An 18,658-nucleotide genomic window follows, 5' to 3' on the forward strand; every position below is an offset into this window, starting at 1 on the left:
TCTCACCGCCGCACGAACCGTCCCCGCCCGTGCTCCGACACGATCAGCCCTTCCTGCTCCAGCACCGCAAGCGCCTGCCGGACAGTGCTCCGCGAGACGCCATGCTGTCGCCGCAACTGCGCCTCACTGGGCAGCGTGGTCCCAGGCTGCAGTTCGCCGCGCTCGATCTCGCCTCGCAGCTCGCGGGCGATGGCCTGGTACAGGTATGGCTCGTCCTTCGGTTCGTCGCCACCGAGGACCAGCCGGCCCTTCGCGGGGATGGTCAGGATCAGTCCCTCGTTCTCCAGCACGGCCAGCGCTCGCCGCACCGTGTTGCGCGCGACTCCGAATTCCGCGCACAGCGCCGCCTCAGACGGCAGCATCGAACCCGCCGGGTACATGCTCATCTTGATCCGTTCTCGAAGCCGGTCCTCGATCTGGGTAAAGATCCGCCAACCGGTCAGCCATCTGTTCACCGTCGGAGTGCTTCAGACCCGGTAGGCGTCGGCGATCCGGTGCAGGTTGATGCGGAGCTCGCCTTGTTCACCTTCGCGCCAACCGTCCCGTGCCGCCTGCGCGATCCGCTCGACGGCCGCGCCTAGGCGCAGGCAAGTGACCCGCTCGTCGCTCAGGTCGCCCCAGTAGAACCAGCAGAAGCCAGCGTGGACGAAGACCCGACGAACCCGAAGCCGACTGTCGGTTACATCCAGGCCGGGCCGACCGTCCTCGGCCACGACGAGCACTGCAGGGACGTCCCGCTTCGTAAGCTCATCCCCCAGCGCGGTGAGCGCTCGCTGCGCGTAGGCGTACTGTCGTTCGTTCGTGCTCGCCATGACCGAGCCATCCCTTCGCTGTCACGGAGTGTGTAGGTCGAGATTCGCTCGCGTAGCGGAACCTCTACACCGCAACTCAGGGACGTCTAGGGACGTCTCGTGTTAACGTCCAGGCAGAACGCCTGGTCACGCGAGAGGTGCGCATGAACGAGACCCTTCGCCACGCCCTCATTAACGCCCGCCTCCAGCCCGCGGACGTCGCCGCCCACCTCGGCGTTGATCCCAAGACTGTGCACCGCTGGCTCAGGGGCCGCATCCCCTACCCTCGCCATCGCTGGGCCATCGCCGACCTTCTCAAAACCGAGGAAGCCGAGCTCTGGCCTGAGGTCACCCAGCAGCAACGCGCTCTCACCGACGAAGTCCAGGCCATCTACCCACACCGCTGGGCCGTCCCACGAGCCACATGGCGACAGCTGTTCCAAGCGGCCACCAGCGAGATCGGCATCCTTGCCTACAGCGGTCTCTTCCTCGCCGAGGACACCGGCCTCATCCGGCTTCTGGTGAAGAAGGCCGAAGCAGGCGTACGGGTACGTGTCCTGCTCGGCGATCCTGACGCCCCTTCCGTGGCCGCGCGCGGAGTCGACGAGGCCATCGGCGCTGATGTCATGGCCGCCCGGGTCCGAAACGCGCTTGCTCTGTACCAGCCGCTTGTCGGCATCGAGAACGCAGAGACCCGCCTCCACCAAACGGTGCTCTACAACTCGATCTATCGCGCCGATACCGAGCTACTCGTCAATAGTCACGCCTACGGCACGCCAGCTGCTGAGGCCCCCGTCATCCATCTTCGTGCCATCGAGCAGGAGGCAGCTGCAGCAACCTACCTGGCCAGCTTCGAGCATGTATGGGCCAGTGCTCAGCGGTGCACTCAACAGAACTGATCGATGACTATCCACCCGGGCGAAGCGGCCGTCTCAACCGGCGAGGGACAAGGCCCATTCGGCAACGCGTAGCCCCCGGGTCGTCCAATCGCGTGGAGCAAATCCGAAGCTCCCCCGCACCTCCCACGCGAGATCGACGACCCAGACACCACGGCTCACCGCGACTCGCCCTGTCGTTATCGGTTTGTACAGGAGTGCGGTCGGCCGCTTCGCACGTACGTTGGACACGACCTGGACTCCGGACCAGCCGCCATGGCGGAACGGTGCAACGCTCACCTCCCCATGTATGACGGCGCCCAGTTCTTCGGCCGGCGGGCCCGCGCAGCCTTGGGCGACCTGCGTGGCGGCATCGCTCAGATCACGCGCGGTTGCCGGGTCAGGAGCCCGGATGAAACGAACGTCCAGCGGCGGGTCGGTGGCGAGCCGAACGGCATGGACCGGCAAACCCCGAGGTTCGGCCGACGAACCCTGGAGGCCCGTGCACAGCCTGAAGATGCTGTAAGCCCTATGACGCCGTGACCTGTCTCCCGACTCGTAAGCACGCAGGCGCTCGGTGAGCTTCTCGATCGAGTATGTGGGAGTGATGCGGATGGGTTGGTACGTGGCGACGGCTGTATCGGCGCTCCCGCCGACGGTCCCCATAAGCAGGAGCACCGATGCGACCAGGACGAGTCTGCCCATGCCTGGTTTAACGGCCGAGGTGGCTGAAGGTTCTCCGCTCAGAGTCGAGCAGTCAGCATCAAGATCATCAAGGCACCATGATCAAGGCACCATGATCAGAAAGCAACTTATCTGTACGCCATCAAGGGCAGCCCGCCTGCGGCGGCCTGCCGCGCGTGGGGCGGTCGCTGGCCGCGCTGCGGCTCTCCGGCCGGTCGCGGCCAGCACAGCCCACGCGCAGAATCTGACTGACGCCCAATCGGCCCTACGTGTCAGCTCTGCCAACGTTGCGAAGGACGAGCCGGGCGAGCATGATCAGGGGTATGACGCTTCAATCTGATAAATCGCACAACAACGAAGACAATCACTTAAGAGCAACACTCGAAGAGGTGGGTGTTCTCCTGGAGGCTGGCGACACTGACCGAATACTACTAACGGCGGCCGAACGGATCCTTGAGCTAATTGCCCCAGGACTCAAGGGCTTAGGAGACTCAGTTGCTGCCCCTACCATAGGCCTTGAGCTGATATTGCGCTGCGTTGGGGTACGACAGATAGAGTCGTTTACATCCATCTTGTCGCTCGTTAAGGCAGGGCATCCCTACTCAGCCCAAGTTCTGCTTCGACCCATGTGCGAAGACCTTATATTCGCCGAATGGCTCAAATCGCTAGATACACCAGTCGCGGACCTATTTATTCAGAAAAAGGCGGAAGTTGAGCTGGCTCGCGGTTTGATTGCTCAAGAGCGGTTCTTCCCTTCGGCTAGACAGCAATTCAATCGGTCCGGACGTTCGACGGATGCTCGACGGATAGAATTTTTCGAGGAAAAATTAAGAGAAGCCCAGCAGGCACTGAAAGCCCTAGGGGAGTCGTCTGGTTGGGGAAGAAATGATCAGCCAACCATTAAGGCGATGGCTGAAGCAACAGGATCCCTCGCTACTTACAACTTCTTCTACCATGCAACGTCTGCAGCAGCACACTCAAGTCTGCATCATATGTTGCGAATGGTATGGGGCTCATCCGATGAGATGACTATAAGCAATCACAACTTCGACCAGTATCACAGCAGATTCGCGATCACTTGGGGTATATGGCTTTTAAGCTCACACCTAGCCGCAGTCGAAACCTTCTTTGGCGACATATTAGACCAGCTAGATAGCGATAGGTACAGTACCTGGCTAGCCCTTGTCATCATTCCGGCGCTGGAGCACTCGGCGCCTCCAGTTATCACTCGTGATGAATTGAAATGGACGCAGAGATAGGCCCCAGTCGACGCTATAAGGCTACTGAATATACTCATTTATGTGACGTCAGCGAGCCCTCTTTTAGGGCTGCGCCCAGTGCACAGAGGGCACTGCGAGCGACCATCCGCTGAGAGGTTGTCAGCCAGGAACAGCCTGATCGCTAAGTCCGAAAAGTAACAGGTCAGGCTGCCGCGCCGCTTCCGGTGCTCGGGCCTGGCGGCCCTGCGCTCCGGGTCGGCTTGCCATCGGACACGCGGGTTGCTGTGGTCTGCTGTACAGCAGGGAAGTACAGCAACGCCGCCTTACACAGCCTGATATCGTCCTGTACAGCGTCGCATGGTTGACCAGCAGCGCCGGCCTGCGACCTCGGCTCTCCGCTTGACTCGTAATGAAGTGTTCGGACACCCATGAGCAGCCAAGGCCGACCTATCCCTTGTCGATCGCGGGCTCGTAGAACGCGTCGGCGAGCGCCACGATGATCCCCCTTGATTGCAGGCCCGTCAGAGAAGAAGTAGTCAGCCATGGTGTTGTGCGCCGTCTGGTTGTCGGCGACGGCCTCGGTGACGGCGGACTGGAAGTCCTGCGACTCTATGAACTGCTTCTTCGAGTTCACCCCGGGGTCGGCGATGACGGCGAACCGCTTGCCCTTCAGGCCGGAGTCGGCCCGGATATCACCGAGTGCGAACGGGACGCACGTCTGCGCCAAGGACGTGCGCCACTGCTCCTCGGCACCGCGCGGCAGCCAGCTTTTCACCGTCGCGTACGACACGGGCTGATGCCCGGTTCGTCCGGTACCCGCAGGCTGTCCTGCTTGCTGACTGGTTCAATCACCCGGGCGAGCACCAGCTGCCGGAACACCTCATCAGTCGGCTGTGGCGTCGAACCTTAGCATGCCGTAGGCGTTGGACACATCTGTCGCCGATGCGACAGGCGCCAACGAGACTCCGGGCAATAAGCTCCGTCAGTTGCCGGTACCGTCCTGGGACCAGATGTCAGCGAAGTGCTCCATCTGCTGCAGAACCAGATCGATGGCCTTGACTTCCTGGTCGGGGGGATAGTTGTAGCGGGCGAGGAGACGCTTGATCGTCGTTCGCAGGCGAGCACGTACCGGCTCTCTCGCGATCCAGTCCTTCTTGAGGTTCGCCTTCACCTTGACGACCAGGTCCCGGGCGATGGCCGCGAGCACCTCGTCACCCATCACTTCACGCGCGGTGCCATGTGCGGCCACCGCGTCGTAAAAGGCGAGTTCCTTGTCGTTCAGTTCAGGGCTGAACTGCTTACCGCGTTTTGGATCGTTGACGATTTCCTTTGCCAGCTCGACCAGACTGGCGATAATCTCAGCACTGGTGAGCTGCTCACGCATGTACCTAACCATCAGGTCTTGGAGCCGTTCGGAGAACGTCGTCTGGCGGACGATGTTGTTCTTGGTGACCTCACGCATCTTCCGCTCGATCAACCTGCGAAGCGCCTCAGCCGCGAGGTGCGGGGTTTCGCTGTTGGTCAGCTTGGCGATCATCGCCTCGTTGAGGTGGGTCAGATCGGCCATCTCCAAGCCAGCCTCGGCGAACAGGTCCGTCACGCCCTTGGTCTCCACTACAGTGGAGGTCAGCTGATCAAGGTAGAGCGCGACATCTCGTCCTACCGGCAACCCGCGCGCTTCACGATCCATCGCGTCGAGCTTGGCCATGTAGATCCGGACTTCGACGAAGAACTGGATGTGGCGCCGCCACATGGGGATGTCCGGGAACCGCTCACCGATTTTGGCTGAGGTGGAGGTCAGCGCATAGAAGCGCTCCAGGCGGTGCGCGTGCTCGCGGAAGCGATTCCCCAGGCTCTGCTTCGGATCCTCCAGCTTCTCCGGGTTATTGCCCGGAGTTCTGGTGTCGCGGAGGTAGTTCGCTGTACGGAAGGCGGCATCAATGAAGGCCTTCTGACTCGGCGACGCAAGCATGCCGCGCCAGTCGATGCCACGCAGAATGCCGTCGACAATGTCGTACTCGTTGCGCAGCTCATCCAGCGCGCGGTCCAGGTCCTGGCCGAGGGTCTTGTCCTTCTGGTCAGCCGCCGAGTATTCGGCGATGGCCTGCTGAAGTTTCTCCGTCAGCGGGGCGTAACCGACGAGCAGACCGTCCTCCTTGCCGCGGAAACGCCGGTTGACACGGGCGAGTGCCTGCATCAGATTGGCGCCTCTGAGCGGGCGGTCCAGGTACATGGTATGAATCGGCGGCGCGTCGAAACCGGTGAGCAGCATGTTGTTGACGATGAGCAGTTCCAGCTCGTCGTCGGGGTCCTTTGCCCGGTTGATGACCATCTTGCGCTGTGAGTCGCGGAGCGCGTGGGCCCGCAGATGCTCAGGGTCCTTCCGGGAGTCCGAGGAGAACACGATCTTCATGACACCCTTGGCCGGGTCGTCGTCATGCCACTCCGGGCGAAGCGCGCGCAAGGCCTCGTACACACGGACACAGATCTCTCGAGTGGCGCAGACAATCATGGCCTTGCCAGGCGCACCACCTGCCTCGGAGACGCCAACGAACGGTTTCATCCGCTCGCGCCGCTCCTCCCAGTGGGCGACCAGGTCGGCAGTGAGGTCACGGATGCGGGCTGGCGCACCGTACATGGCGTTCATCGTGGCGACGGCCTGCTCGATGCGGCGGCGCTCAGTGTCGTCCAGGCCATCAGTGATTTTGCTGGCCTCTTCGTCGATCTTCTCGGGGTCAGCCTCTCCATCAAAGACCAGTTCGACGACGCGGCTCTCGTGGTACACCTTCACCGTCGCGCCATCATCGGCAGCGCGCTTCAGGTCGTAGATGTCGATGTAGTCCCCGAAGACCTCACGGGTGTTCCGATCGGCCTCGGAGATCGGGGTGCCGGTGAAGGCCAGCAGGGTAGCGTGGGGGAGCGCGTCGCGCAGATGCCGCGCATAGCCATCAAGGGTGTCATAGTGGCTGCGGTGCGCCTCGTCGACGATGACAATGATGTTGCGCCGGTCGGACAGGAGCGGGTGGTCGGTCCCGGACTCTTTCTCCCTCTTCGTACGGCCGAACTTCTGCAGCGTCGTGAAAAGAATGCCGCCGGTCCGCTTGGCGGCCAACTCTGCACGGAGCTCAACCCGGGTCATGATCTGCCTAGGCTTTTCCGGGAGGATCGCGCTCTCCAGGAACGTGGAGTAGAGCTGATCGTCCAGGTCGTTCCGGTCGGTGATGAGGATGATCGTCGGGTTGAGCAACGCCGGGTCGCGCATCACCAGATTGGAGACCAGCTTCATCTCTTCGGATTTGCCGGATCCCTGCGTGTGCCAGACCACGCCAGCCCGGCCGTCGGTGGCGGCTGCTTCGCGTACAGCGTCCGCCGCCCGCTTGACCGCGAAGTACTGGTGCGGCTTCGCGATCCGCTTGCTCCGCTTCGACGGCACGAAATCGATGTACGAGCTGATCAACTCAAGGAGGCGGTCTTGGGTGAAAAGGCCGTGCAGCGCGAGATTCTGCGCCGACTCCGACAGCCCCATGCCGTCTAGCGACTCCACCTTCTCGCCGTCCTCGTCCACGTTCCACGGAGAGAAGTGTTCGAAGCGAGTGAATGGCGTGCCGTACTTGGCGGTGACGCCGTCGGAAAGCAGGACGATGGCGTTAAAGCGGAACGCCATCGGAAAGTCGTGGACGTACCAGCCGATTTGGGCGTGCGCGTCCTCTAACGTAGCGTGCTCGTCGCCACCACGCTTGATCTCGAGTACGGCGATCGGCAGGCCGTTGACGTAGAGAACGACGTCGAATCGACGGTTCTTCTCCCCCTGGATGACGGTCACCTGCCGCAAGGCCCTGTACGTATTCGCCCCGGCATCAGCGAAGTCGATAAGCCGAATGGTGGGGTTGTGCTCGGCACCGAACTCGTCCGTGTATGTGACCGAACGGATGCCTTCCGTGAGATACCTATGAGCGGTGCGGTTTTCCTCGTACGCGTCGCTTGACGTGGCCCGAGTCGCATGATCGACCGCGTCGCGAGCAGCTTCCGGAGGCAGCGCGGGATTGAGCCGCTCGACCGCCTCCTGCAGGTCCGTATAGAGAATTAGATCATCCCAGGACTTACGGTGTCCTGAACCGGGAGCGAACTCGTTACCGCCAGCCGTGACCCAGGCCAGCTCGCCAAACTCCTCAAGTGCGAGAAGCTCCCAGTCGATCTCCAGGGGGCGGAATTGAGGGGAGGGTGGAGTCATGTCACATCCTCAACGATTTTCTCGGCGGTCTTGACACGGAAACGGCCGGACATAAGTTCGGGGAGGAGCAAGTCACGGAGGCTAGCGAGCTTACGAGACTCACGGAGGTTCGCTTCGACGACCTGATGGAGGGGGGAAATCTCCTGATCCAACTCCGTCAACTCGCGAAGAGAAAACGCCGGGACCTCAACATGATCAAAAGTTTTCATGTTGACGGTGGAGAATACCGTTCCATGCGAAATACCTAGCATATGTTCCGAAGCTGCGCGCACCATATGCAAGAGAATAGAAGCGGGAATTTTTCCGGGCACGAATGCATAACAGGACTGGTTGATTGCTGTCGGTTGAGCAACTCTTGCGACGAGACCGACTGTACCTCTAGCGGTTAGGATCACCGATCCTGCCGGGAGCTTTTTCGCTCGCGTTTTCTCGGCAGCGAGTTCAGTGATCTTCTCTTCCGTGTCAAGCACGACGCCGGCGCGGGACGCTGTGACATCTTTAGCGGAAGCCCAGGGAACGCTCCCCTTCCAGTAGGCGCCTATCTTACGATCCGGTGTGCCACCCAGAATTGGAGTGAGAACATCTGACATGCAAAGGGAACGACTGTTCTTTGCTCGAATCTGGAAAATGGATTGCGCAAGCGCATCTGCTACGTCCGCGAGGCGCTCATTGACAGCGATCTTGTCGTCCAGCGCTCCTAGTAGTCCAGCGATGGCTCGTTGCACATGGAGGGGCGGGCATGGAATTTCGATCTGCCGGAGCTGTGTAAGGTTGAAGCCTGGTACCGAACTACCTATGGAAGCCCCCTGCACCTGGGCCACCGCTTCAGGGGACGACAGCGCGTAGTAGAGGAATAGTGGGTCTGCAGCTCTAGGATCGGGGGTTAGTTTCATCTGCTTATTGGAGACGATGTACCGATCAAAGCGGGCCCGCTCATCAATGAGCCCGACTTGGCCAATGGTGCCCCAGCAGGTGAAAACCAGATCCCCTTTTCGCGCGATACTGCGCGGGAATTCACTCGCCTTCGATTCGTCTACAAAAACGATACCGCTATCGATGAGGCGTTCGCTCACACTGAGGCTCAGGTTGCTTCCGCGAATTACTGGGACGCCTTCTTCCCGGAAGAACCGAGAGCCGATGGAGGAGCCAAACGGCCCAGTTGCCATAGAGTTCTTTCCTGGTGCTGCTAGCTCGTACAGTTTAGCGATGGGCCACTCAGCCATCAATCCTCCCTAGCTGCTCGCGAACAGTATGGGCCAATTCATCCGACCTGTCGAAAAGGCTGAATAGTTCTTTTGTCAGCGTTGCGATCTTCCCTGCGATCGCCTCGACGTCTTCCTCGTCCGTCTCCACCGCACCGACATAGCGTCCCGGTGTGAGGACATAACCATGAGATCGGACCTTCTCTAGATCGGCCGAATAGCAGAAACCTGGCTCGTCGGCGTACACGAGACCGGCTTCACGGGCAGAGGCAGTTCCGCGCCAGGCGTGGTAGACACCAGCGATTTTCGCGAGGTCGGCCTCAGTCAAGATGCGTTCGGTTCTGTCGATCAGTTCACCCATGTTGCGGGCGTCGATGAAGAGGATTTCGCTGCGGCGGTCGGCGAGACGCTTGCCACCTTGCGGGGTCTTGTCCTTAGCGAGAAACCAGAGACACGCCGAGATCTGGGTGGTGCGAAAGAGCTGGGGTGGCAGGGCGACCATGCAGGCAACCAGGTCGGCTTCGACTAGGGCCTTGCGGATCTCGCCCTCGCCATTCTGTTGGGAGCTTATGGAGCCGTTGGCCAGGACGATGCCAGCTGTGCCCCGTTCACCGAGCTTGCTAACCATGTGCTGGAGCCAGGCGTAGTTGGCGTTGTTCTTTGGGGGGACGCCGTACTTCCAGCGAGGATCGGACTCGTTGCGAGGCCAGTCTTTGATGTTGAACGGAGGGTTAGCCAGGATGAAGTCTGCCTTGAGATCGGGGTGCTTGTCGTCGTCGAAGGTGTTGCCCCAACGAGGACCCAGGTTGCCGTCGATACCGTGGATGGCGAGGTTCATCTTCGCGAGGCGCCAGGTGCGCTCATTCAACTCCTGGCCGTACACCGAGATGTCATTCTTATTGCCCGCGTGCGCCTCGATGAACTTGCCGGCCTGGACGAACATGCCGCCCGAACCGCAGCAGGGGTCATAGACGCGGCCCTCGTACGGTTCCAAGATCTCCACCAGCAGCCGCACCACACTGCTCGGCGTGTAGAACTCACCGCCCTTCTTGCCCTCGGCCCGAGCGAAGTTCCCGAGGAAGTACTCGTACACCTCACCCAGCACATCCTGTGCCCGCTGATCTCCATGCCCGGAGAAGCGGGCGTCGCTGATGAGGTCCACCAACCCGCCGAGGACCTTCTGATCTACCCGATCCTGGTTGAAGATCTTCGGAAGGACACCATTCAACGCGGCGTTCTCCCGCATGATCGCGTCCATCGCCCCGTCGAGCAGTCGCCCGACGCCCATGCTCTTGGCGTTCGCCGCGATCGATGACCAGCGCGCCTGCTCGGGCACCCAGAAAACGTTGTGCCCGGTGTACTCGTCCTTGTCCTCCAGGAACTGCGCCTGCCGCTCATCGGAGATGCCCTCCTCCGCCAACTCCTTGGCCAGCGCGGTGCGGCGCTCCTCGAAGGCATCGGAGACGTACTTGAGGAAGATCAGGCCGAGCACGAACTCCTTGTACTGCGCGGCGTCCAGGGAGCCGCGGAGTTTGTCGGCGGCCTTCCAAAGGATATCGCGGATCTCCTTGGTCGAGGAGGCGCTGAACAGTTCCTCTTGCTTCTTGGCTGGGGGCATCGAGTGACCTTTCTCCTTCAGGTGGTCTCGGGCGAGGGCAGGATCGTCAGGGTGCCGTCGACCAGGCCGGCGGCGGTGAGGCGGGTGAGCTCGTCCAGTGTCGCGGTCTGCCTGCGTAGGAGCGCCGCGCGCTGCTCGATCTCGGTCAGAAGAGTGTCGTACCTTTCTGCCTCGTCTGGGGCCAGATCTGGAACAGATAAATCCTCCAGGCGCTGGGCGGCGTAAAGCGTTCCGGCGGCACGAAGGAGCGCAGCCAGCACGCGGGAGCGCACCGGCCGCTCGGCTCCAGGACGAACACGCAGAATACGCGCGGGGTGGGCGACCACTGATAGTCCTTCTGCATCGACGTATACGCCGAAGTCCGGTGTGACGACGATGTCTCCGGGGCGAGTGAACTTGGCGTGCTCGTACGCGGAGGCGAAGACGAGCCGGTCGATGGTCCGGCCACCTACCGGCGCGTCGCCAGTAACCTCAGCGGGAGTGAGCACCGGATGATCGCCACCGGAGATGAGGTGCTCGGGGGCGATGCGATGTCCCGGAAGCAAGCGCAAGCGGCGCTCTTTCAGCATCCGGCCAATCGTCGTCCGCTGCACCGGACGGCCTTCGGGACGGAGGGCGGCGTACGTACGGAGGGCGGGCCCGTCATAAAGATCTCGCTGGGCCAGTAGCTCTTCAAGCCGGATCTCCAACTCGGAGATGCGTACGGGACGCTCCACGACCAGACGGATGTAACGGCTCTCGGGCGGGCGTTGCTGCGGTGTGAAAGCAGCGCCAGGCTGATCATCAAGCTCCTTGATCGGCACAATTGCCCCATGGCGCATCGCATGCCGACGATCGATCCGCCACCCGGCCGCCCGGAAAACCTGCACGTCCTCTACAAGGGTGTCGAGCGCACGCTCGCTGAGCGGGCGATCGGACAGGTCCGAGAGGAACACCAGACCGGTCTGCTTGCGAGTGAGCACCCATACCGCCGTCCGATATTGGGGCCAGTACGAGAACACCCCTCGGGGAAGGCACGCCACCACCTTGAGCAGTCCATCAGTGAGGAACGATCTGCGCAGCAGATCCGCGTCACTATGGGGAGCGAGTGGACCGACCAGAACATCGGCCGGCCCCAGCACGACCGCCGTACGATCCGGCCTGAGCAGGTCGGTGAGCGCCTGCACCCGCTCCAGCACCGCCACCGCATCGCGCGTCTCGCTCGGCTCATACGGCAAAGCGCAGAGCACGATATGCGGATCACCCCAGTCATCAAGGTCCAGCTCCAGCCCCTCGGCCACGCCGAGTTGGAAGTCGTAGACCTGGCGCGCGAGCATCCGGCGGCGCACGAGCCGGACGAAGGCCCGGTCGGGGTCGGCGGCCAGATAAGAGTGCCCCGTCTCTTCCTTGGCCTGGGCGTGCAACGCGACCAGCAGTTCACCGCTGCGGGCGTACGGCGTCGCGACGATGCCGCCGTCGTCGAGCTCTCCGATGCCGGACAGCTTGGCGAGCGTGACCGTCAATAAGAGGGAGGGGACCTCGGTCATCGGCTCTCCCAGGCGTGGACGCGCTTCGAGCACCCACTCCAGAGCCTCGGCCGGCGTATAGGCGGCCTCGACCAGCTCATCGGCGAGCGCAGCAAGTCTCGGGGCGAATACCTCAGGTATTGCCCGTAACTCGGCCAGCAGGTAAGCGTCTTCGAAGTCGGCACGGGACGCTTGCACAAGAAGCTGATTCCAGTCGATGGGAGCCAGCGGAGTGTCAAGCTGGCTCCGCAGACAGATGAGCGAGGTAAGCGCATCTACAAGGAGCCGTCCCGGCAGACGGCCTCGCCAGGAGGTCAAGGTATGCAAGGCGAGCTCGCCTCGGAGCCGCCGCTGGTCGGCGTTGCCGCGGCCCGTCTCCAGCAGCCAGTCGATGATTTCCCGGCCGTCGAAGAGCGGTCTCCCACCTTCGCGGGAGACCGGCTGGGGAAAGTCGTCGTGCCGGCGCGCCCAGTTGCTGGGGACTGGTCGCCTGACCTGTGCCAAGACGGCGATCTCGGCGAAGGAGATCAGCCACTGAAACTGCTCAGCCATGGTCACCGCCTTCTTCAGGGCTTCTTGGGGCGAAGCAATCGTTACCTTACGACGCAGCGTTCTCTAATATATAAATAGCCCTGATAACCGGGGTTATCAGCTAGTTGGATAACTCGATAGCTTCGGATCTGACACAGTCCTTTCCGCACGGCCCCGTGACGCCCGTACCGCGAGAGGACTCAACCATGGCCCACTACCACCCCCACTCCGTGCCGCAGCCGGGCGAGCAGTTCCCTGGCGGCGGCTGGCATCCCACGCAGGCCATCCCGCCGCAGCCCCCGCGGCTAGGCAGACACTGGCTGTCGTACGGCCTGACCGCCTTCATCGCCCTCGTGGTCGGTGTCGGCATCGGCTCGAGCGGCGACGAGCCGAACGGGTAGGCACCGCCGCAACCCATCGTCCCCGTGACGGAGGAGGTCGAGTCGGAGTCCGCGGAGGCCATCGAGTCGGAGGAGCCAGTATCCGAGCCGAAGGAGGAGACCGGGCCCGCCACCACTATTCCAGGTGACGGCCAGTATCTCGTCGGCGAGGACATTAAGCCTGGCACCTACAAGACCGCCGGCTCTGCTGGATCCCATCCCTGCTACTGGGCGCGCCTGCAGGACGCCTCCGGCGAGCTCGGCTCGATCATCGCCAACGACAACATCAAAGGCCAGACCCGGGTCGCCCTCAAGAAGGGCGAGTACTTCGAGGCCAACCGCTGCCAGGAGTAGCAGCGGGTCGGATGAGCAAGATGGCCTACATCTACCGGAGCTAAGGAAGCTCCTCGATCGCTCCAGCGCGAGGAGGTGGCGACCCCGCCGCATCCTCCTAAGCAACCCCCTGAAAGACGCTCTCTGTGCACATCCGCCGCCCACGCCCGCCGGAGCCACGACTCGCTCCGTCCGCAACCTTCCCCACCAGACCTGGGCATTCAGCCCCTGATCATCCGCGAGGATTTACGTGATCAATCAGAAGTCTGACGGCCGCGCAGCGGCCAGGAGAACCAAGAAGTCGCCGGAAACCCGTAAGACCCCTCTCTACAGGCTGCGCGGCTCTGACACGGAGGATTGTGAAGACCTCCGCGCATTCGTACAGCCGCGCTATCTGGAGCGTGAGGGCTTCAGCGCTCGCAAGGTCGACCAGGGCGGTCTCGTCGGGCTGCTCGTCTCCGGCACGATCGCTCCCGGGCCGGCCGACTGGTGTGATGTTCTCAGCACGCTGAGCGGCCACACCGTCGAGGAGGAGAACCGAACCTCCTGCGGCCTCCTTCTGATCCGCACGGATAAGGCCGTGTACGCCCTCACGTACGGCATGGGTCACCTGCTGATCAACCAGTCTCGGATCGATCCCGGGTTCGGCATCGAGTTCGCCATCCGCTGCCTCAATGAAAGTCGCATCACCAGGGTGCGCCGCCAACTCATGGACGCTCGCGGGCGTAGCGATGAGAACTCCGCCACCAGTGGAGAGCACATCCGCAGCTTTGGGATCGAACAGTTCGGTGAGATCGTCAACCAGATTTCTGGTCAGATCACCGGCGTCCCGCTCACCTTCACCAAGGACCGCACTCGGCCGGCGAACATCACCAGCAATGACCGGTCGGTCAAGCTGCACCTCGGCAACAGCCCGGCGACCCTGCTTGAGGATCTCCGCGCGATCGAGGAGGTGTGCGCTCGCCCCAACCCGCTGCCTGAGTTCGAGTTCATCGCCCAGGTTCGGCAGCTCAACCCGAGCTTCGACTCGACCAAGGCCCTCGACGCGCGTCTCGACGACATGCTCGGCCAGGGCGATACCCGCCGCATGGCGTTGGCGGTGCCCACCGTGTGCCGAGACCGGTTCGAGCAGGCTGAAACCTTCACGGTGACGCTCGCTCGGCGCTCTCAGCAGCACGACGAACTCGACACGGACTTGTTCGTTAAGGCCGTCCGGCATCTGGCACCGGGAAGCCGCCTGGAGACGCTGCGACAGGGTCGCATCCAGATGTTCGCCGACACCGCCGGTACGGACGAGCTCAGTGGCAAGGTCCCGGCCGATCATTGGCTCACCGCCGAGGTGTCGGATGGGATCGCCCACTACTTCTATTGGCAGAGGCGGTGGTATGAGATCGGCGCGGAGTACCTCACCGTCATGGAGCAGCGGATCGAGGAACTCCTCGCCCGCCCCGCGAGCGTCACGCTGCCCCCCTGGGCGGTAGCGCCGCCGGGAAAGAAGCACGACGAAGATTGGTACAACAAGGAAATCGCCAAGCAGGACGGATACGTATTGTTCGATAAGAACACCGTACATACGAGCCGCTTGCGCGGCGGAGGCCTCGAGATCTGCGATGCGCTGGGCCCGGCAGGGCAGCTCATCTGCGTCAAGAAGGCCGACAAGACCGCCGAGCTGAACCACCTGTTCGCACAGGGCCGGGTCGCCGTCGAGGCTCTGCGTTACGACCGCGAAGTCCAGGCGAAGTTCCGCGCCAAGATCGATCAGCTCTCCCCGGGTCACCAGGTGGACACGACCTTCCGCTCCCCGACCGTCGTCTTCGGCATCATGCTCAAGGGCGGCGTCCCGCTGACCTCGGATTCCCTGTTCGCCTTCGCCAAGGTCTCGCTGCTGCACACGGCGACGGTGCTCGAGGGAATGGGGGCTCGCTTGGAGATCGTCTCCATCTCCAGGACATAGGGATCCAGTGATCACTGGTGGACCGGGAGGAATCTCACCTCCCGGTTCCCATAGGTCCGGGCACGGAAGGAGGCTACCGGCGTCCCCGCTTGCGGTCATCCTAACCGACGCGAACCGTAACGACGACACCCAGCTGCGCCCGCTGCTAGTTATAGCTAAACAGCATTCCAATAGTTCCGCTTGTAACCGGCGGGGAGCCAGGGGCTGACCTCGGGGATCGCGGCGGCCAGGAGCTGGTCGGGTGAGCGGGCGCGGAAGAAGGCATGGATCTGTCTCAGGCGGCCGGGCCAGGTGACTGCGGTGTTGGCGATGAACGCCTTCAACGCCGTCCAGACACGTTCGACCGGGTTGTCGTGCGGGCTGTAGCGCGCTCCGTACAGCAACTCCAGGCGAGGGTGCTCGGCCAGGTAGGCGGTAACCACCTTGGCGTGGTGGATGCTGTCGTTGTCACAGATCACCACGATTGCCGGGGCCGCCGGGAACGCGGCGAGCACCAGATCGAGCAGGAGCAGGAAGTCGGCCGCGCGCCGGCGACCCAGCCGATACACCCACCGGCCGGTCGTCAACTCCAGCGCGCCGAGCACGGTGACCTGCCGGTTCTTGCCGGGCGTGAGAATCTCCGGGCGATGCGTGCGCTGCGTCCAACTGGCCCGCACGTGCGGCAGCCAGTGCACGTGGGTCTCATCGGCGGCCCACACCATCGCGTCGCGCGGCAGCGCGCGCAACCGGGCGGTGATGTCGAGCAGGATCCGCCACCGGTCCGGGTCGCCCTTGGCGATCAGCTTGGGTCGTCGCCAGATGGCCACCAGCCGCACCCGCCGATACAGGGTGTGGCGGCTCAGCGCGGGCCGGTTCAGGTACCGCCACAACTGTGCGATGTCCATGGTCCCGGCCGGGCCAGCAGTGCGGCGATGCGCTGCACCAGCCGCCGGCCACCGCGCCGCGGGCGTCCGGGACGGGGACGGTCGGCCAGGCCCGCCACGCCCAGCCGGTTGAACCGCCCGATCCAACGGCGCACCGTGCCCGGGTCGTAGCCGAGCAGGTCAGCGATCTGCGCCGCCGGCAGCCCGTGCAGCGACAGCAGCACCATCACCGCCCGCGTCGCCTGCCGCCAGCGGCCGCGTAACTCCGCCTGTAGCTGCTCGATCGACGCGGCCGGAGCATTGGCGAACACGACAGGAGGGCGCATACTGACCACGACCTCGCCGGGGCGGGAAAGACGGTCTCAGCAACCTCGATCCAACCCCCGGCGAGAACCCTGTCAACGCCTGTCCGCCTTGACGATCTCACGTCCTGCTACGCGCAGAACTTCTGGATACGCGCTTTAGAACGACGCGCTGCTCCACGGGCGCCAACACAACACGGTACTGGGAGTCAATCGAGAGGACCAAAGCTTCTGACGCTCCGTTACCTTACCATTACCATGGCACCAGCCTTTGCTCTCGACGAGGACGGGTGAGCATGAGCTTCCAAACCCCGCTATACAAGCTGGCCGACTACCTGAAGTGGACCACTAACGGGCGCATCCAGCTCCCAGACTTCCAACGCAGCTATAAATGGGAGGACGAGCGCATCCGCCAACTCCTTGTAACGATCCTCCGTGGTCATCCGCTCGGTGTTGTCATGATGCTGAAGACGGGCAACGATCAGATCCGGTTCAAGCCCCGCGCGGTCGAAGGGGTCGCTCTCCCGCCAAATACCGAGCCCGGGTTGCTGCTCCTCGACGGCCAGCAGCGGCTCACCTCGCTCACGCAGGCTCTTACGGGCAACGGCGTCGTCCACACCAAGGACAGCCGAGGCAAGCTCATGGATCGCCGCTACTACGTGCACATGGCTACTGCGCTGCTTGGCGAGGAGCGCATCGACGAAGCCGTTGTATCCATGCCCGGAGATGGGGTCCTGCGCAGCAACTTCGGCAAAGATATCGAGCTTGATCTGTCTTCTCCCGAGCTTGAGCGTGCGCACGGATATTTCCCCGTCCGTCTTCTCTTCGGGGAGGCGGACACCATCACATGGATCCTCGCCTGTGAGGACAAGGGCCAAATTTCTGCATTCCACGCGAAGGTCATCCAGCCCTGCTCGACCTACAACATCCCCGCCATCGAGTTGGACGAGACGACCAGCAAAGCGGCCGTTGCCACGGTCTTCGAGAAGGTCAACACCGGCGGTCTGCCGCTGAACGTCTTCGAGCTCCTCACCGCCACCTTTGCTGGCGACAAGAAGTACTTCGATGCCCACGGCACGGACTTCCGTCTCAACGATGACTGGCACACCACTCAGAAGGGCTTTGCCGCACATCCTGTCCTGGCAGCAGTCGAGAACACGGACTTCCTTCAAACAGTCAGTCTGCTGGCGACGCTGAGCCGAGCCAGGAAGGACACATCCGGCCGACCGCCGGCGGTGTCGGCGCGGAAAGAGGACCTGCTCAAGCTCGCCCTTGACGACTACCTGGAGTGGGTACAGCCGGTTCGTGACGCCTTCGTATGGACATCGACGTTCCTTGCCGATCTTCACATCTTCGACGTGAAGTTTCTCCCTTATCCGAAGCAGCTCGTTCCGCTTGCCGCGATCAAGGTCATCCTTGGCAATGACGCGGACTTGCACGGCGTGCGTGCCAAGCTCGCTCAGTGGTTCTGGTGCGGCATCATCGGTGAGCTGTACGGCTCCGCCAGTGAGACCCGGTTCGCCCGCGATGTCGAGCAGGTCCCTGGCTGGGCACGCGGCACCACGGCGGCGGCACCCCGTACTGTCGCAGACTGCACCTTCGCTTCCTCCCGGCTTCTCTCATTGAGGACCCGGAACGCGGCCGCCTACAAGGGGATCTACGCACTTGTCTTGGCGCATGGCGCCAAGGATTGGATGTACCACAAGGCATTCGACAAGATTCAATACGTTGATCTGGCCGTGGACATCCATCACATCTTTCCGTCCAAGTGGTGTCTCGAGCACGGCATCGATCCGAGCCGGCGGGAGAGCATCGTCAACAAGACCCCCCTTTCGGCCGAGACCAACCGCGCGATCGGAGGCGCGGCGCCATCCGTGTACCTACCCAAGATCGAGAAAAAGGCAGCGATCGGTGCCGCTCAGCTCGACGCACTCATCGACACGCACCTGGTGGATGCTGCACAGCTACGGGCGGACGACTTCGATGCGTTCTTCAATAAGCGCATGCAGGAGCTCATCGCTCTCATCGAGGATGCGACTGGCAAGCCGGTGCAGCACGACCTCGATGAAGGCGATGGAGCCGAGAGCCTGCAGCAGTTCGACCCCGAAGACGCCGCTGTCGTACCCGACCTTGACGACCTCGAGGCCGGCAGCGAGCTATAAAAAGGCA

The 18,658-nt window shown here is 62.7% G+C and carries 13 protein-coding genes and 1 pseudogene; 6 read left to right on the forward strand and 8 right to left on the reverse strand.

Features of this window, described 5'->3' with window-relative positions:
* Positions 1–2: 2 nt before the first annotated feature.
* Both AB0I79_RS42975 and AB0I79_RS42980 read right to left on the reverse strand, forming a co-directional pair.
* Positions 3–455, reverse strand: a complete 453-nt coding sequence (locus tag AB0I79_RS42975) for a GntR family transcriptional regulator (protein ID WP_357886073.1) — start codon at positions 453–455, stop codon at positions 3–5.
* Between the two features lie 12 nt (positions 456–467).
* The gene (locus AB0I79_RS42980; protein WP_357886075.1) at positions 468–812 is read right to left on the reverse strand and encodes a hypothetical protein; all 345 of its coding nucleotides are present in this window, start codon (positions 810–812) and stop codon (positions 468–470) included.
* A gap of 143 nt (positions 813–955) precedes the next feature.
* Between AB0I79_RS42980 and AB0I79_RS42985 the strand changes: the two genes are divergently transcribed.
* Positions 956–1,690: a helix-turn-helix transcriptional regulator gene (locus AB0I79_RS42985; protein WP_357886077.1), complete on the forward strand. Its 735-nt coding sequence runs from the start codon at positions 956–958 to the stop codon at positions 1,688–1,690.
* A 983-nt stretch (positions 1,691–2,673) separates the two neighbouring features.
* On the forward strand, positions 2,674–3,609 hold the full coding sequence (locus AB0I79_RS42990; RefSeq protein ID WP_357886079.1) for a DUF5677 domain-containing protein: 936 nt from the start codon (positions 2,674–2,676) through the stop codon (positions 3,607–3,609).
* A gap of 163 nt (positions 3,610–3,772) precedes the next feature.
* Here AB0I79_RS42990 and AB0I79_RS42995 read toward each other — a convergent pair whose 3' ends face one another.
* From AB0I79_RS42995 to AB0I79_RS43015, 5 genes are all read right to left on the reverse strand, one after another.
* Complete coding sequence (locus AB0I79_RS42995; protein WP_357886081.1) at positions 3,773–4,360, reverse strand: hypothetical protein; 588 nt, start codon at positions 4,358–4,360, stop codon at positions 3,773–3,775.
* Between the two features lie 192 nt (positions 4,361–4,552).
* Positions 4,553–7,801, reverse strand: coding sequence for a type I restriction endonuclease subunit R (locus AB0I79_RS43000; protein WP_357886083.1), 3,249 nt, complete (start codon positions 7,799–7,801; stop codon positions 4,553–4,555).
* Entirely contained in the window at positions 7,798–9,024 is a 1,227-nt protein-coding gene (locus AB0I79_RS43005; protein ID WP_357886085.1) for a restriction endonuclease subunit S, read from the reverse strand. The genes AB0I79_RS43000 and AB0I79_RS43005 overlap by 4 nt, the downstream gene beginning before the upstream one ends.
* Positions 9,017–10,621 carry a class I SAM-dependent DNA methyltransferase gene (locus AB0I79_RS43010; protein ID WP_357886087.1) on the reverse strand — a complete coding sequence of 535 codons (1,605 nt, stop codon included), beginning with the start codon at positions 10,619–10,621 and terminating at the stop codon, positions 9,017–9,019. The genes AB0I79_RS43005 and AB0I79_RS43010 overlap by 8 nt, the downstream gene beginning before the upstream one ends.
* A 17-nt stretch (positions 10,622–10,638) precedes the next feature.
* The gene (locus AB0I79_RS43015; protein WP_357886089.1) at positions 10,639–12,678 is read right to left on the reverse strand and encodes a hypothetical protein; all 2,040 of its coding nucleotides are present in this window, start codon (positions 12,676–12,678) and stop codon (positions 10,639–10,641) included.
* 185 nt (positions 12,679–12,863) lie between these two features.
* Here AB0I79_RS43015 and AB0I79_RS43020 point away from each other — a divergent pair, with 185 nt between their 5' ends.
* The 3 genes from AB0I79_RS43020 to AB0I79_RS43030 all read left to right on the forward strand — a co-directional run bounded on the left by AB0I79_RS43020 (position 12,864) and on the right by AB0I79_RS43030 (position 15,324).
* Entirely contained in the window at positions 12,864–13,058 is a 195-nt protein-coding gene (locus AB0I79_RS43020; RefSeq protein WP_357886091.1) for a hypothetical protein, read from the forward strand.
* A gap of 24 nt (positions 13,059–13,082) precedes the next feature.
* Complete coding sequence (locus AB0I79_RS43025) at positions 13,083–13,391, forward strand: hypothetical protein (protein ID WP_357886093.1); 309 nt, start codon at positions 13,083–13,085, stop codon at positions 13,389–13,391.
* Between the two features lie 229 nt (positions 13,392–13,620).
* Positions 13,621–15,324, forward strand: coding sequence for a DUF6119 family protein (locus AB0I79_RS43030; protein ID WP_357886095.1), 1,704 nt, complete (start codon positions 13,621–13,623; stop codon positions 15,322–15,324).
* Positions 15,325–15,479: 155 nt separating this feature from the next.
* Here AB0I79_RS43030 and AB0I79_RS43035 read toward each other — a convergent pair.
* Positions 15,480–16,513 (reverse strand): annotated as a pseudogene (locus AB0I79_RS43035) (IS630 family transposase).
* 272 nt (positions 16,514–16,785) lie between these two features.
* Here AB0I79_RS43035 and AB0I79_RS43040 point away from each other — a divergent pair.
* Positions 16,786–18,651: a DUF262 domain-containing protein gene (locus tag AB0I79_RS43040; protein ID WP_357886097.1), complete on the forward strand. Its 1,866-nt coding sequence runs from the start codon at positions 16,786–16,788 to the stop codon at positions 18,649–18,651.
* The last annotated feature ends 7 nt before the right edge of the window (positions 18,652–18,658 follow it).

It is taken from the genome of Nonomuraea sp. NPDC050202 (assembly GCF_040656115.1).
Lineage (GTDB): Bacteria > Actinomycetota > Actinomycetes > Streptosporangiales > Streptosporangiaceae > Nonomuraea.